The following is a 14,926-nucleotide window of genomic DNA, read 5'->3' as shown; positions in this document are numbered from 1 at the left end:
CTGCAAGATTGCCCGGCCGGAGTGACGGGCAAGATGCAGGGCAGGCGAGCCAGTAAGACGCAAAAGACCAGTTGTCTCAAAATCCCCCCTCACTAACTAACAGGGGGGTTCTGGATAGTAAAGGCTAGTAAGAGAGAATGGACAAGATAAAAGTAGCAGCAAGCGGAATAGATACCCTGGTAATAGGGTTTGAGATACAGGAATACCTTGATACAGAATGCTTTGAAATGCTCACCGAAGCCAAAGAGAAGGCCGGAGAAAGGATGTTTAACTCCAAGGGATATGGCCTTGAATGGTTTGGAGTTGAATTCAGTATCTCAGCCCGCGGGTCTAAGGGTTATGAATGGGTGCTTAGAAATGCGGATGTAACTGTCTGTATAGCCAGAGAAGCTAAGGGCGGCTCAATAATGCCGGAAGTATATGTAACCTTCAGCAGTCAAAACCTGTGGGCAAACGGCCCGGAAAAGGCTGTCAGTGACTTCACCCAGTGGCTCTTAGGATGGGCTGTACCCAAAAACAACCGGGTATCCAGGGCAGACCTGTGTCTTGATATGGAAATGCCCTTTCCTGTCCTGAATATGGAAACAGAGGTAGTAACTCATGCCAGGGTAAAGGCAGAATACCTGGAATCGGACAAGCTGGAGCATTACCTAAATTGTAGGAAGCATACCGGATACAAATTCGGGCAAGGGGACTTATCCGCTAGGATTTATGACAAGACTCTAGAGATTACCCTTAAACAGAAAGAATGGATGAGAGAGATATGGAAGGCAAGTGACTGGGATACTAAATCCAGTGTAATAAGGTTTGAATTCCAGTGCCGCCGTCATTTCTTAAAAGAGATGGGGGTAACCACTTTTACTGACTTAATGGATACCCTGGCGGATATCTGGCGTTACTGCACCTCCAACTGGTTAAGGATATGTGATAAAGGCTCAGAGACTAACCAGGCCCGTTGGGAGAGTAAAGACTACTGGCAGATAATTCAGCAGAGCTTTAACCTCTTCGGTCAGGCTAACGGGGTAATCCGGATGAAAGCCAAACAGGTCAGGTATGACCACCTTATAAGACAGATAAGGGGTTGTATGGTTTCTGCGGTGGCTTCTTTGGGCTCTGGCATGGGATCAGTTGCCGGAATGGTAAAGCTCAAACAGGACCTGTATGAGATGTTTACCTCTGAAGAATTCAAGGATGATATAGCTAAGAGGCAGGGGTTGGTTTCCAACATAGACACGCCCAGCAATCATCTCCTGGAAACCGCCCTTAAGATGGGGGCTAAAATTGAAGGAGTGGAGTGGAAAGAATAAATGGGAGTAATTGCTAGAAGTTTTTACAAGGGATATAATAATGGTAAACATAGCCAAAATAGGGAGAATAAGATGGTTGAATCAGCTAATCGTACAAGATATTTTCTGGATTTAGAGCCTTCATTACGTAACCGGATGAAAGCTTATGCGGCTTTGCAGGGTAAAAGTATGCGAGAATGGCTAACTGAAGCCATAATTTCTAAAATGGAAGATGAGATTGATGTGGCTGAAGGTTTGAATGCTCTAACTGATACTGAGGGCACACAATCACTTGAGAGCTATCTAGAAACACGCAAAGCAGTAAACAGTGGCAATCGGTCTTAGGTATGTATCGGATAGACTTAAGGCGTAAAGCCCAACAAGATTTAGATAAGCTTCCTAAGAAAGATTTTGAAGCTGTTATCGAGACGATTAAAGAACTAGCGAATACACCCAGACCAAAGGGAATTGAAAAACTAAAAGGTTCAGGTTTATGGCGTGTTCGTCAAGGTGATTATCGGATAGTTTATAATATCGATGATAAGCAAAGCCTGGTAATTATTGTGCGTATTGGGAATAGAAGGGATATTTATAGGTCAATTTAGATGATATGTATCATAATCAAATAATCATGATAAAATTAAGTATAAACCGCTTGTTGTATCAAAAAATTGCTGAATGAGTAAGCGGAATACTGAGTTAGGTGTGGGGGATTATTTATGAAAGCCGCTATTTACTGCCGTGTATCTACTGAAGGTCAAGAACAAGACGGAACTAGTCTTCAAACCCAACTAGAAGCCTGTTTAAAGTATTGCCAGGTGAAAGGTTACGAGGTTAAGTATCAATATAGCGAAGCTTGGTCTGGCCTTTCACTAGAGCGTCCTCGTTTGGCAGAATTGCGTGAAGCAGTGCGTTCCCAGGCAATTGAGGCGGTGGTAGTTTATAGTTTGGATAGATTCTCTCGTGATCCGGTGCATGGGGTTATTCTTATGCAAGAGTTAGAAAAGAATGAAGTCGCTCTGGAAGCGGCAACTGAAACGGTAGATAACTCCGAAGTAGGTAAGCTTGTGTTCTATATAAAGGGTTATGCTGCCAAGCTGGATGCGGAAAGAAGACGTGATGCTACCGGGCGTGGTAAAAGGGCTTTACTAAAGAATGGAAAGATGCCGCAAGGAACAGGTGTTGGTATATATGGTTATAAATGGGATTCTACCTCTAAGAAACGGATTCCTCTGGCCCATGAATCAAAAGTGGTTAAACACATGTTTGAAATGGCTGCTGATGGTAAGAGTTGCTTTGGGATAGCCAGAACTTTGAATGATAATTCTGTACCTTCTAAGACAGGGAAAAAATGGGAAGCTCGGACTGTTAATCGGGTACTTCATAATAAAGCTTACACAGGGATAACTTATTTTGGTCGTACTACTGGCAAAGATCATAAGAAAACAAACGAAGACACTTGGCACGTTCTTACAGATGTTACGCCTGCTATTATTAGCCAGGAGTTATTTGAACAAGCACAATCTGCCCTTGCGAAACTGAGAGGACTCCACTCTGGAAAAGCTAAACATGAATATCCACTAACCGGATTTGCTGTTTGTGGGAAGTGCGGTAGTCCACTTATCGGTAGTTGCTTGCGTGGGAATTATCGTTATTACCATTGTAGGGGGACATATCCAACGGCCTCACGGGCAAAGATATGTGATGCCCATTATATTAGAGCTGATTGGCTTGAAGAAGTGGTTTGGGATAAAGTAAAAAGCGTTCTTAGCCAACCTGAACTGCTGTTAGCTGAAGTGGGCAAACAGGTAGAAAATGAAAAGGCTCACTATTCCACAGGTGCAATGGACAAGGAGATTAAAGAGTTAAGCCGCCGTCTTAAAGGATATGCTGGGCAAGAACGGCGTCTTATGAATGTACTGCGCATGGATTTGGCAACGCCGGATATTGTTCTGGATGAAATGAACCTTATGAAAAGAGAACGGGAAGCAGATCAGGTGCGCCTTAATGGTCTTATCCAGGCTAAAGAAAACCTGGCAAAGGCTTTGGAGATGCAGGAAAGTATTAAAGAACTTTGTGCCAAAGTCGTACCCTGTTTAGATAATTGCTCAAACGCTGAAAAGAAAGATGCTTACACCTATCTGGATTTGAAAGTTTCAGCCACTCCGGAAGGTGTAAGCATCAAAGGTTACCTTGATTTGAACGTACTCACCACTGGACAAACATGGGCATGATAACGTGGATATAGTTGTCTGCACCTACCGGTTTTATCACACCGGGGCTTGACGGGCTGGTCACTTCCAGCGCTACTTGCTGGGCTTTAAGCACACCCAGCACATCCAGAAGATACTTGCCGTTGAAGGCTATTTTAGCTTCTTCACCCTGGATAACAGCGTCAAGTTCACCGGTATTGTCACCCACTTCTTCAGAGCGGGCGGAGATGGTGAGCTTACCGGGGGTATTATTGCCGCCGGGGTTCATCATCAGCCGGACTATGCCGCCGCCGTCACGGGCAAAGATTGTAGCAGTTTTGGTGGCCATAAGGAACTGGTTGGCATCTACTACCACTTTGGTAGTAAAGCTTTGAGGGATTATCTGGTTGTACTGGGGGAAATTCCCCTGTACCAGCTGAGATACCAGCTCAATATTTTTAAGCCTGAAAAGTATCTGGCTCTTGGCAGTGTCTACGTTTATAATCAGGGCTTCTTCCTCGTCCATACTGGCCAGGCGGGAAAGCTCACCCAGTGTACGGGCTGGAATGATTACTTTAGTAGCAGTTTTTACCGCTTCCAGCAGAGGCAGTCTATAAACAGCCAAACGGAAACCGTCAGCTGCAGCCAAAGTCAGGGTGCTGCCTTCAAATTCGGCGTTGACACCAGTGAGCACCGGGCGGGATTCGTCAGTTGCCGAAGCAAATACCACTTCGCTTACGGCCTGGCGGAAGGCCTCAACGTTAATCTTGGTAGAAATCCCGTTTTCAACTTTGGGTATAGGAGGGAAATCTTTTGCGTCAACGCCCGTTATGCGTGCCTCAAAGCGGGCGCATTTGATATTGAGTGCCTTTGACTTGGCATTAAGGTTTAATTCTATTTTATCATTGGGCAGAGAGCTGACAAATTCGGTCAGGAGTTTGGCAGGTACGGTGGTGCTCCCTTCTTCCTCTATCTTGGCTCCTATCCAGCAGCTGATAGCCATTTCAAGGTTGGTGGCAGCTAGTTTTAAACGGCCGTCATCAGTTGAGATAAGGACATTGTTGGTAATGGGCAGGGTAGTCCGGCCGGCAGCCGCTTTGCCCACAATGTTTAGACCCTTGTTCAGATTTTCCTGTAAGCATGTAAGTTTCATATTTACCCCCCGGGGTTATTTACTGGTCTTTCAGTATATCCCAAGAATAGCACTTAAACAAGATATTTTTGTGCTCAAAATGAGGCAGTAAATAGTTTATCAAGAGACAAAAACGGGATTAAAAAAAGAGCAGAGTGTGTAAGTTTATTTGGTGTGGCTTAACTAGCTAGTGGCTATTTTGGCCAGAAACCGGCTGGCTTTTTGGGCGGCTATAGACCGGTGGGAAATGCTGTTTTTTATTTCAGATGAGAGTTCGGCCATAGTTTTACAGTATTCCGGCAGGTAAAAAACGGGGTCATAGCCAAATCCGTTAGTGCCACGGGGTTCAGTGTTTATAAATCCTTCGCAAGTACCCTCAAAGGTGGCGATGATATGGCCTGGCTGGGCAATGGCGATTACACAGCAGAAGCGGGCGGTGCGTTTTTCAGCGGGGATAGTGTGCATTTTAGACAGGAGATATGCATTCCGGTCTGTATCCAGAGCGTTTTCCCCGACATAACGGGCGGAATAGACACCGGGTTCACCCCCCAGAGCGTCTACTGCCAGACCGGAGTCATCTGCCAAAGTAAGAAGCCCGCTTGCTTCCGCCAGAGCGGCGGCTTTCAAGCGGGCATTCTCTTCAAATGTGGTGCCGGTTTCGGTAACTGTTATTTTTATGCCCATATCTGCCGGAGTAACAAGCTCAAAACCCGAACTACAGAGGAGAGAAGCATATTCTCTCAGCTTGCCCCGGTTGTTGCTTGCCAGCAGAAGCTTTGGCATAAACTAGTCTTTCAGGGGTTTAAAGCGTCCGGCCAGTTTCTTGGACACCTGAGGCATGGTGGTATATTCCATTTCCTCCAGCGGCAGGCGATGGGGCTCAAACGGGCCGTGGGAGCGCATCATATCTGCCATATCCAGTGATTTCTGGCGGGCATTGTCAAAAGACTTATCTTTAAACATATCACGCGGGCCGATAAGCATACCGTTTGACAGCTGGAAACCCAGAGCGGTTACCCGTGGCGGGCCGTCAAAGCGGGTGGGGGTGCTGTCATCTACTGAGACAGGCATAATAGGGCCGTTGTGCGAGCCGCGCATCCAGCCTTCTACCAGGTAAGGTTGAGTGAAGGGTTCAAGTATTTCACCTACAGCCGGGAAAGAACCTTGGGCGCGGACAATACAAACCGGGTCATCTTTGCCGACGTAGCGTCCGGCCAGTAAAGCCAGTTTCTGGGTGGAAGACACAGCCGCAATTTCGCCCTTGCGGGTGGAAACGCTTTTAATAGCGAAGCGGGAAGGAGCACCTATAAATACCAGCAGGTCATAGATTTCTTCGGGAGTGTTAAAGGTAATGCCCTTGCTTTCCTTTACGTCATGTACTTCAAAAGAAAAGCCGTCATGCATGTTTTCGGCTATGACCAGACCTATGGTGTTAAAGGGGTCAGCAAACATTTTGTAAAGAGGCAGATTCCAGGCACCGGAAGAGGTCTTGTCGGCCATGAAGATTATGATAGGTTCGGAAGGCCGTTCCTCAAGCTCCATTTCGGCTACGCCGGGACCCATGCCCTTTACGTTTCCGGAGAAGGCATCACACAGCAAGTCCTGCCCGGCGCCGTAAAGCTTCAGCTCTTTGGCAACTTCGGTGCAGCTTACGAAGGTATCCCAAGCCATTTCGTGGATAACTTTGTTGTTTATACCTTTCTGGTGGGTCATGACAAGCTGGAGGTCATCACCGCATTTGGTAATATGGTAATCAATCAGCATGCCATTCTTTTTAGCCTCTGCCAGGTGCTTTTCAGCCCTGACCAGACACTGCGGGTGTGAGTCCGAATGGCCTACAAAACCGCCGATATCTGCTTTAATAACACTCAGGGTTACTTTCATTATTTTCTCCTTGGTGAAGATTAGTAATCTATACCTTTACGGGCTTTGATGCCCCTAGTATACGGGTGTTTGACTGCCTTTATTTCGGAAACCAGGTCAGCCAATTCTACAAGTTCAGCCGGGGCGCTCCGCCCGGTCATAATCAGCTCTACATACGGCGGTTTAGCGTTTATCATACGGATAACCTGCTCGGTGGTGACCAGCCCGGCCGTCAAAGCTATCATAATTTCGTCCATGACCACCAGGTCATACTGCCCGCCGGTTACCGCTTCGGAGGCGGCCTCGAAGGCCAGTCCCGCCTGTTTGCGGGTTTCTTCGGATATATTTTTGAGTATCCAGCCGGATTGGCCAAAACTCTGCAGGGTTACGTTTGGCAGGGAGGACAATATTTTGAACTCGCCGTGGTCAAAGCGTTTCCCCTTGGCAAAAAAAATAAGGCAAACCCTTAACCCGTGACCGGCAGCTCTGACAGAAGTGCCGACAGCCGCCGAGGTTTTACCCTTGCCTTCACCGGTGAATATGGATATAAGGCCTTTTTCAAGGTAAGGGGTATGGTTTGTTACCAAAAAATCCTCCCAAACATACGGCTTGGCGCCGAAGATAAAGTTTAACAGCGGCATACGGGACTGTCAAGCCAAACTCTTGATATCCCTGTTCACAGACAACTCTATTTGCGGATGCAAATTCCTGATTGCACCCTTCAGACTTAAAAGCTAGAATGATAACAATATGAGAATAGTACGTTTTAATATTTCTGGCAAGCGGACAGGATATGCCGTGCTGGAAGGTGCAAAGCTAAAAGAACTTAAGGGCAACCCTTTCGGTAAAATTGTTTTTTCCGGCAGGGTTTTTGATGTTTCGGGGGTTAGGCTTCTTTCTCCCTCAGTTCCCTCTAAAATAATTGCTATCGGTTTAAACTATAAAGCCCATGCCGGAGAGATGGCTGAAAATCTGCCCCTGACACCCCTTATATTTTTTAAAAATGCCGATGGGATTATCGGTACAGAAGATAACATAATAAAACCGCCGCAGTCTGAACGGGTGGATTATGAAGGGGAACTGGCAGTTGTTATAAAAAAGAAAGCCCGTAATATAAGCCCCGAAACTGCTTTTGATTACATACTGGGCTATAGCTGTTTTAATGATGTAACCGCCAGAGACCTGCAGAAGGCAGACGGACAGTGGTCACGTGCTAAAGGGTTTGATACGTTTGCGGTTTGTGGCCCATGGGTTGAAACCGAACTTGACCCGCAGACGCAATTGCTGGAGACTTATCTTAACGGCAAGCTTAAACAGCGCACTTCCACGGCAGATATGATATTCAGTATTCCATATATAGTCAGCTTTGTATCAGAGGTAATGGCACTGCTTCCGGGGGATATTATTGCCACCGGTACACCTTCGGGCATAGGGCCGATGAAACCCGGAGACAGGGTGGAGGTACGTATCTCAGGTATAGGCAGTCTGGTCAACCACCTGACTCTGGCATAGGATTATAAGGGTAAAATATTTCCAAATCACCCCCGCTCTGTCTACCGTGTATTTAAATACTGTTTGATATTTGGCTGGTTGAGGTATATAAGTCCGGCTATGCCGGCAGCCGTACCCAAGGGGAATATAAGCAATGAAAATGCTGCCTGATACAGACTGAATACCCGCCCGTACTTCCTGCCTTTTAAAAGACCTATCCCGCCGATAAGTGAAATCAGCAGATATGTGACGGTGAAAAATGAAAGTATGCTTAGACCCCAGGCTGCGCCTTCACGGGCATAATCATACAGCCCAGCAATGGCAGGCATGAAAAATAAAGTTATTATTACCACATCTGCCAGGCTGAAGAAAGCGGCACAAAACTGCCAGATTGCCAGAACCAGTATGCCCTCAGGTCTTTTCATAAGTATATAAGCAGCAGATACTGCACCTTGAGTTTATATTAGATGCCGCCAGGCTCTCAGTCAATATGTTTTATATCCTCTTAAATGTCAACTTGAAAGCAAACTGGTTTATGATATAATCATGCACGGTTTCGGCTGTGACAGCCAAGGGCGGTAATATTTTAGGGATAGCCCGTCTGTTTCAGACAGTATTTATAACTGGTGAAATAAAAAAGCGGACATTCCGGGAGAGCTGAATGCTTAACAAAGGTGATATGGTTTCGGTTACCTACAGGGTAGGTTGGGACCAGTCCGGTCAGGCCATACTGGAGACACTTGAAGATTGTACTGTAGAAAAGTACAAAGACGGCATTTTAGTTGTCAGCTATGCTACTAAGAAAGATGATTACGTGGAGATTGTCAGCCGTACATTTGATGTTAACTCTCCGGAATTTGTCGGCACTGTAAACCTCTAGAATCCCTTTTCTTCGGCCTTCTTTTTCAGTTCGTAGAGTTTGTTAAGAGCCGCAAGCGGCGTCAGAGATTCTATTTCCAGCCCTTTTATTTCCTCTGCCAGCGCCGAAGTCTGCTCTGTCAGGGGCAACAGAAGCTGCGGCTGGCAGGTGCGGTTTTTTGGCTGTTTTTTAGCAGGATTTTCAAGTTCAGTAAGTACTTCGTAAGCCCGTTTGATAACCCATTTGGGCATACCGGCCAGTTTAGCCACGTGAATACCGTAACTTTTATCTACTCCGCCGGGGACTATTTTGTGCAGGAACACAACTTCCCCACGGTCTTCGCTGACCGCGATATTGTAGTTTTTTACTCTGGGCAGGTAATTCGCCATCTCCACCAGTTCGTGATAGTGGGTGGCAAAGAGCGTTTTGGCATTCAGTGAAGGCTGGGAATGGATATACTCCACTACTGCTTGGGCAATGGCCAGACCGTCATAGGTGCTGGTGCCGCGGCCTATTTCGTCCAGTATCAGCAGGGAGCGGCTGGTGGCAGTATTCAGTATAGATGCTGTTTCCACCATTTCCACCATGAAGGTAGACTGCCCGGCACTCAAATCCTCCTTTGCCCCGATGCGGCTGAAAATACGATCTGTCAGGCATAGTTCGGCGGTTTCTGCCGGAACATAAGAACCTATCTGGGCCATCAGTACAATAAGGGCAGTCTGTTTAAGATAAGTGGATTTGCCGGCCATATTGGGGCCGGTCAGGATAATTATCTGGCAGTCTTCGGCTGACAGGGAAATGTCATTGGCTACAAAACTGCCGTATCCCAGCCCCTGTTCCACCATAGGGTGGCGGCCTTTATGGATAACCAGGCTGTTTTCAGAGTGGAAAACGGGGCGGACATAGCCGTTTCGTACCGCTACTTCGGCAAAGGCTGAAAGTACGTCTAAAGATGCCAAAGCAGCGGCGTTTGAGAGCAAAGCGGAGTAAAAGCCCCCCAGCTGGTTTAAAACCTGTTCGTAAAGCCCGGTTTCCATTTCCAGCAGGCGTTCTTTAGCATTTAAGATAAGGTTTTCGTATTCTTTCAGTTCGGGGGTTATAAACCTTTCGGCATTTACCAGCGTTTGCTTGCGGATATAGTTTTGGGGGATGTCAGCCAGATTGGCATTGGACACCTCTATGTAATACCCGAAAACCCGGTTATACCCCAGCTTCAGTGATTTTATGCCGGTCTGTTCCCGTTCACGGGCTTCCATCTGGGAAAGGAATGTCCGGGCGTCCCCGGCCAGAGAGCAGAGTTTGTCCATTTCGGGGTTGAAACCTGACCGTATTACTTTGCCTTCACCCAGGGTGGAGGGTGGGTCATCGGTAATAGCTTCGTTTATAATAGCCAGCATTTCGGGCAGGGGTTTAAGCCCATTCAGGAAATATGCCAAACGGGGCGGCGGCATAAGCCCGAACTGGCGGTAAATGGCCGCAACGGTTTCCAAGCTGTTTTTAAGTGAAATCAGCTCCTTGGGGAGTATGGTTTTCTGGCGGATACGGTTGGCTATCCGCTCCATATCGGCAATCTGTCCCAGTGCTTTGGCAAGGCTGGCGCGTGCCAGACTCTCTTCAAAAAAATAATCCACCGCCGAAAGCCGCTTTTCAATATCTTCCTGCCTAAGCAGCGGCTGTCCTAAAAACTTGCGGAGAAGCCTGCCGCCCATAGCTGTTTTGGTCTGGTCAAGCACTCCCAGTAAAGACCCTTTGAGGGAGTTTCCGCCGCTTGAGCGGAAGATTTCCAGATTAGAAAGCGTATGGCTGTCTATCTGCATATAGTCAGATATGGTATAGACAGCCAGCCTTTCCAGCTGCTTCAGGGATGATTTCTGGGTTTCCTCCAGATAGTTAAGCAGAGCACCCGCCGCCGAAACGGCCAGCTGCAGGTTTTCACAGCCGTAAGCGGAAAGGTTCTGGCACTCAAAGTGCTTAAGTAAACGTTCACGGGCCACGTCTGCTTCAAAATAGTATCCGTCCAGCTTGCTTATAGTGGCTTTCAGATGCAGTGGCAGGTTTAAGCTCTGGCTTTTAGGCAGTATTATTTCCGCCGGGTTCAGGCGGTTTATTTCGGCTTCCAGCCCGTTTATATCCAGCTGGGTACAGCCGAATTCCGAGGTGGATATATCCGCAAAGGCCAGCCCGCAGCTGTCTTCGGTCAGGTACAGGCTGAGCAGAAAATTGTTCTGTTTGCTCTCCAGCAGGTTTGGTTCAACTACCGTACCGGGGGTCACCAGACGGGTTACCTGCCTTTGCACTAAGCCCTTGGTTTCGCCCGGTTTGGTTACCTGTTCGCAAATGGCTACCTTGTAGCCGCGGTTTATAAGGCGGGAAAGGTAGTTATCCAGGGCGTGGTAAGGTATGCCGGCCAGCGGCACTTTCAGCCCTTTGCCCATTTCGCGGCTGGTAAGGACTATTTCCAGTTCACGGGCGGCTATACGGGCGTCTTCTTCAAAGGTTTCGTAAAAGTCTCCCAAGCGGAAAAAGACTATCGCTTCGGGGTAGTTCTTTTTTATATCCAGGTATTGTTTACGCAGGGGAGTTATATTTTCCATGAGCTTACATTTTAACTGCTTGGCGGCCTAAAGGGAAGTAAGGGCTGAAAATGTTCACTCTGCGGCGGGCGTATTTTTTGTTATCTGTCCGGCAGTGATGTTACAATTGGCTTTCAGCTCTGGCTGTTAATCATTTATAAAACGCAGGGGGATTTAAATTGCCGGACTTTCAACTGGCTGTTATAGATGTAGACGGTACCCTGATAAACAAACAGGGCAGGATATCCGAGGCGGATAAAAAGGCTATTTCCCAGGCCAGGGAAAAGGGGATTACGGTTGCCCTGTCAACCGGCAGGGTCGTACCTGCCTGCACTTATCTGCTGAAAGAACTGGGGCTAGACGGGTTTCATATTTTCTGTGACGGGGCGCTGGTGTACAACCCTGATACCGCCCAGACCTGCTATTCCCAGCCCCTGAGCTGTGAGCCCCTCCTTTCGGCTATTGATTTTGTACGTGAACAAAGTATTTATCTGGAACTTTATACTATACTGGACTATTACGTGGAGTATGAAAACTGGTCTGCCAAAATGCACCGCGAATTTTTCCATATTTCTCCCACGGTTACTGATTTTAAGAAGATAGCCTTGCGGCAGGACGTGCAGAAGATAGAGCTGATGGTGCATAACACTGCGGAACGCAGCGGGGCGGAACTTTTTATGTCCCGTTTTGAAGATGATTTTCATTTCTCCATAGCCCGTGCTCCGGCTTATCCTGAAGTGGAGTTTGTAAATGTGCTTAGCCCGGGTGTTTCAAAGGGGCAGGCGCTTGAGAAAATGGCCGCCCAGATGGGTATTTCACTCAGGAATGTGATTGCTTTCGGGGACGGGAGCAATGATTTGCCGCTATTCAGGGCAGCCGGTTTCGGGGTGGCAATGGGGAATGCCAGAGCCGAACTGAAGGAAATAGCAGATTACGTTACTCTAGACGTAGAAGAAAGCGGCCTTGCAGCCGCTTTCCGTAAGTTTCTTATTTAGATACAGGATATTTAGAAGGGCAGTATCAGGTTTCCGCCTTTTTCTGCCAGATAGCCCTCGGTTATTTCTTTGGCCATCAGCTTGTCAGTGGCTTCGCCGGTGGTATCTTTAATGCCGTGAAGTTCAGCCGGCAGAAAATCCAGATGCTTAAAAAACTCCGGGTTGCCGTGAGCTAGCAGTGCCCCTGTTTCCTGGGTTTTGCAGTTTTCCAGTATTTTGCGTACCAGCACCAGGGCAATGCCCCGTCTGACGTACTCCGGCATAACTACCAGCGGCATCAGGTACAAAACCGGCAGAGACGCTTCTTCAGACTCTATCTCAGCTTTTATAGCTACTGCCTTGCCCACTATCTTGCCGTCCCATACGGCTACTTCGTTAAATGCGGTCAGGTCTTCTTCTTCCAGTTTTTTAAACAGCACTCCCAGTATGGGGCTATTGGTAGCTTCAGTCAGGGCGGCTACCATTTCGGCATCTTCGGGGGTTTGAGTACGTATTTCCAGCATATAAACCTCTTACCGTTAGATTGAAACCTATTATACCACTATCAGGTAGTTGATTGCCTCTTTGGGGCAGCCTTTGTTTAGAGCAGTTCCTTAATAGACAGGGCAAGTGCCTGATTTATACCCTTTACCTGTGAAAGCTCATCAAGGCTGGCCTGACGGATACCTGAAACCGAACCGAATGTTTTGATAAGCAGGCGGCGGCGACTTGGGCCGATTCCGGGAATCCCGTCCAACGCCGAAGTCAGCCCTGATTTATGGCGGATATTCAGGTGATACCCCAGCGCAAAGCGGTGGGCTTCGTCACGCACCCGCTGAAGAAGCTGAAGGGCGGGGGAGTTGGCCGTAAGCCTGATGGGTTCAGATTTTCCGGGTAGATAGATTTCTTCAAATTCTTTTGCCAGACCTATTACGGCCTGCCCCTCAAGCCCCAGGGTGTCTAATGTTTCTTTGACCGAGCTTAATTGACCTTTGCCGCCGTCTATCAGCATGAGTGAGGGCCGCCGGGCAAAACTTTCACCGGCATTGTCTTTGTTTAGCCTGCCGAAGCGGCGGCTGATGACCTCTTTGAGCATAGAAAAATCATCCGCGCCCTTTACGGTTTTGATGCGGAAACGGCGGTAATGGGCTTTCTGGGGTTTGCCGTTTTCAAAAACCACCATGCTGCCTACGGCATTGGTGCCCTGTATATTGGATATATCGTAACCTTCTATCCGCTGCGGCGGCAGGGGCAGCCCCAGCGCAGTTTGCAGTTCCTCCAGCGCATCTGTCAGGGTAGCGGCGGAAGACAGGTTTTTTATCCGTGCCTGTTTCAGCTGTTCCCTGGCATTTTCGGCTACTATATTTATAAGGTCCTTGGGCTGTCCGCGAAGCCCCGCCGTTATCTGCACTTTGCCGCCCCGCCTTTCAGACAGCCACTTTTCCAGTATTTCGCGGTCTGAAAGCGGGTACTGGGTAACTATTTTTGGCGGTATCTGGGTGGAGGAGTGGTAAAACTGTTTTACAAATTCCGAAAGGATATCACCCGGTTTTTCTTCGCGGGTACCCTGCAGGCTGAAGCTTTCCCGCCCGATAAGTTTGCCCCGCCGGATAAAAAAAACCTGCACCATGGACAGGTCTCCTTCCTGAGCAAAGGCAATGGCGTCCTGTTCGCCGCTTACTCTGGCGGCCAGCTGCTGTCCTTCAATCACCTCTTTTATAGATGATATCTGGTCACGGCGGAGGGCGGCGGTTTCATAATCCAGCCGGGCCGAGGCTTCGTTCATAAGTTTGGCAAGCAGCTTCAGTACCTTATCCTGTTTGCCCTCCAGAAAGAGTATGGCCTGCGAGATAAGGTGGTCATAATCCTGCTTGCTTATTTTGCCGGTGCAGGGTGAAAGGCACTGGTGGATATCGTATTCCAGACAGGGGCGGCTGCGTTTTTCCGGTTCGGTGCGGTTGCAGGAGCGGAAACGGAAAAGCTCTTTTAGCACCTGCAGGGTATGGCGGACGGAACGGGTGCTGGCAAACGGGCCGAAATACCTGCCGCCATCATCTGCCATATTACGGGTTATATATATACGCGGCCATTTTTCGTTTAAAGTTATTTTCAGATACGGAAAACCCTTATCGTCCTTCAGGCGGACATTGAAATAGGGGCGGTGCCTCTTTATCAGGTTCAGTTCCAGTATCAAAGCTTCCTGTTCAGACCCGGTTATCAGGTATTCCAGTTCGTTTATCTGGCTGACCAGCTGACGGGTTTTGGGTTCAAGGCGGGAGGGGGGTACAAAGTACGATTTGACCCTGTCTTTTAAAACAGCTGCTTTGCCTACATAAATAATTTCTCCCTGGGCGTTTTTCATCAGGTAAACGCCGGGGTTTTCGGGTAAACTGGCTATCTGGTTTTGCAGGGTTTCGCTTGGCATAGATAAATTGTAGCAACCGCAGCTCAGGTAAGCAAAGGGGCAGTAAAAACCGATATATTTTTTTCGGGGGGAAATAAAGCTAAATCATTTTCCGGCGTATTTGACGGCGGCAAAAGTTATGTTACAATACA

15 protein-coding genes are annotated in these 14,926 nt (G+C 47.9%); 7 read left to right on the top strand and 8 right to left on the bottom strand.

Annotated features, from left to right (window positions below; all coding sequences use genetic code 11):
- Nucleotides 1–137 precede the first annotated feature (137 nt).
- From UCH007_RS05040 to UCH007_RS05025, 4 genes are all read left to right on the top strand, one after another.
- Nucleotides 138–1,307, top strand: a complete 1,170-nt coding sequence (locus UCH007_RS05040) for a hypothetical protein (protein ID WP_231854680.1) — start codon at nucleotides 138–140, stop codon at nucleotides 1,305–1,307.
- Between the two features lie 72 nt (nucleotides 1,308–1,379).
- Nucleotides 1,380–1,631, top strand: a complete 252-nt coding sequence (locus tag UCH007_RS05035) for a hypothetical protein (protein WP_011929273.1) — start codon at nucleotides 1,380–1,382, stop codon at nucleotides 1,629–1,631.
- A gap of 2 nt (nucleotides 1,632–1,633) precedes the next feature.
- Nucleotides 1,634–1,891 carry a type II toxin-antitoxin system RelE family toxin gene (locus UCH007_RS05030; protein WP_046961223.1) on the top strand — a complete coding sequence of 86 codons (258 nt, stop codon included), beginning with the start codon at nucleotides 1,634–1,636 and terminating at the stop codon, nucleotides 1,889–1,891.
- Nucleotides 1,892–2,005: 114 nt separating this feature from the next.
- A complete protein-coding gene (locus UCH007_RS05025; RefSeq protein WP_046961222.1) occupies nucleotides 2,006–3,520 on the top strand; it encodes a recombinase family protein in 1,515 nt (504 codons plus the stop codon).
- Here UCH007_RS05025 and dnaN read toward each other — a convergent pair.
- The 4 genes from dnaN to UCH007_RS05005 form a co-directional block, all read right to left on the bottom strand.
- Complete coding sequence (gene dnaN, locus UCH007_RS05020) at nucleotides 3,495–4,631, bottom strand: DNA polymerase III subunit beta (RefSeq protein ID WP_023652529.1); 1,137 nt, start codon at nucleotides 4,629–4,631, stop codon at nucleotides 3,495–3,497. The two genes, UCH007_RS05025 and dnaN, sit on opposite strands and share 26 nt — an antisense overlap.
- Nucleotides 4,632–4,793: 162 nt before the next feature.
- Nucleotides 4,794–5,393, bottom strand: coding sequence for an XTP/dITP diphosphatase (locus tag UCH007_RS05015; protein WP_023652528.1), 600 nt, complete (start codon nucleotides 5,391–5,393; stop codon nucleotides 4,794–4,796).
- A 3-nt stretch (nucleotides 5,394–5,396) separates the two neighbouring features.
- A complete protein-coding gene (gene fbp, locus UCH007_RS05010) occupies nucleotides 5,397–6,494 on the bottom strand; it encodes a fructose-1,6-bisphosphate aldolase/phosphatase (protein ID WP_023652527.1) in 1,098 nt (365 codons plus the stop codon).
- A 20-nt stretch (nucleotides 6,495–6,514) separates the two neighbouring features.
- Nucleotides 6,515–7,060, bottom strand: coding sequence for a cob(I)yrinic acid a,c-diamide adenosyltransferase (locus tag UCH007_RS05005; RefSeq protein ID WP_046961556.1), 546 nt, complete (start codon nucleotides 7,058–7,060; stop codon nucleotides 6,515–6,517).
- 163 nt (nucleotides 7,061–7,223) lie between these two features.
- On the opposite strand from UCH007_RS05005, the gene UCH007_RS05000 reads away from it, so the two are divergent.
- The gene (locus tag UCH007_RS05000) at nucleotides 7,224–7,985 is read left to right on the top strand and encodes a fumarylacetoacetate hydrolase family protein (protein ID WP_046961221.1); all 762 of its coding nucleotides are present in this window, start codon (nucleotides 7,224–7,226) and stop codon (nucleotides 7,983–7,985) included.
- 41 nt (nucleotides 7,986–8,026) lie between these two features.
- Here the strand turns inward: UCH007_RS05000 and UCH007_RS04995 are convergent, their stop codons facing one another.
- A complete protein-coding gene (locus UCH007_RS04995; RefSeq protein ID WP_172644173.1) occupies nucleotides 8,027–8,389 on the bottom strand; it encodes a hypothetical protein in 363 nt (120 codons plus the stop codon).
- 236 nt (nucleotides 8,390–8,625) lie between these two features.
- Between UCH007_RS04995 and UCH007_RS04990 the strand changes: the two genes are divergently transcribed.
- Nucleotides 8,626–8,844 carry a hypothetical protein gene (locus tag UCH007_RS04990; protein ID WP_012882270.1) on the top strand — a complete coding sequence of 73 codons (219 nt, stop codon included), beginning with the start codon at nucleotides 8,626–8,628 and terminating at the stop codon, nucleotides 8,842–8,844.
- On the opposite strand, the gene mutS is transcribed toward UCH007_RS04990, so the two are convergent.
- The gene (gene mutS, locus UCH007_RS04985) at nucleotides 8,841–11,417 is read right to left on the bottom strand and encodes a DNA mismatch repair protein MutS (protein ID WP_046961219.1); all 2,577 of its coding nucleotides are present in this window, start codon (nucleotides 11,415–11,417) and stop codon (nucleotides 8,841–8,843) included. The genes UCH007_RS04990 and mutS overlap by 4 nt on opposite strands.
- 158 nt (nucleotides 11,418–11,575) lie before the next feature.
- Here mutS and UCH007_RS04980 point away from each other — a divergent pair, with 158 nt between their 5' ends.
- A complete protein-coding gene (locus UCH007_RS04980) occupies nucleotides 11,576–12,391 on the top strand; it encodes a Cof-type HAD-IIB family hydrolase (RefSeq protein ID WP_046961218.1) in 816 nt (271 codons plus the stop codon).
- 11 nt (nucleotides 12,392–12,402) lie between these two features.
- On the opposite strand, the gene UCH007_RS04975 is transcribed toward UCH007_RS04980, so the two are convergent.
- Both UCH007_RS04975 and uvrC read right to left on the bottom strand, forming a co-directional pair.
- Nucleotides 12,403–12,894, bottom strand: coding sequence for a GNAT family N-acetyltransferase (locus UCH007_RS04975; protein WP_023652521.1), 492 nt, complete (start codon nucleotides 12,892–12,894; stop codon nucleotides 12,403–12,405).
- Nucleotides 12,895–12,971: 77 nt separating this feature from the next.
- The gene (gene uvrC / locus UCH007_RS04970) at nucleotides 12,972–14,795 is read right to left on the bottom strand and encodes an excinuclease ABC subunit UvrC (protein ID WP_046961217.1); all 1,824 of its coding nucleotides are present in this window, start codon (nucleotides 14,793–14,795) and stop codon (nucleotides 12,972–12,974) included.
- Nucleotides 14,796–14,926 lie beyond the last annotated feature (131 nt).

It is taken from the genome of Dehalococcoides sp. UCH007 (genome assembly GCF_001010485.1).
Taxonomy (GTDB): Bacteria; Chloroflexota; Dehalococcoidia; order Dehalococcoidales; family Dehalococcoidaceae; genus Dehalococcoides; species Dehalococcoides mccartyi_A.
This window is presented reverse-complemented; position numbering and strand designations above follow the sequence as displayed.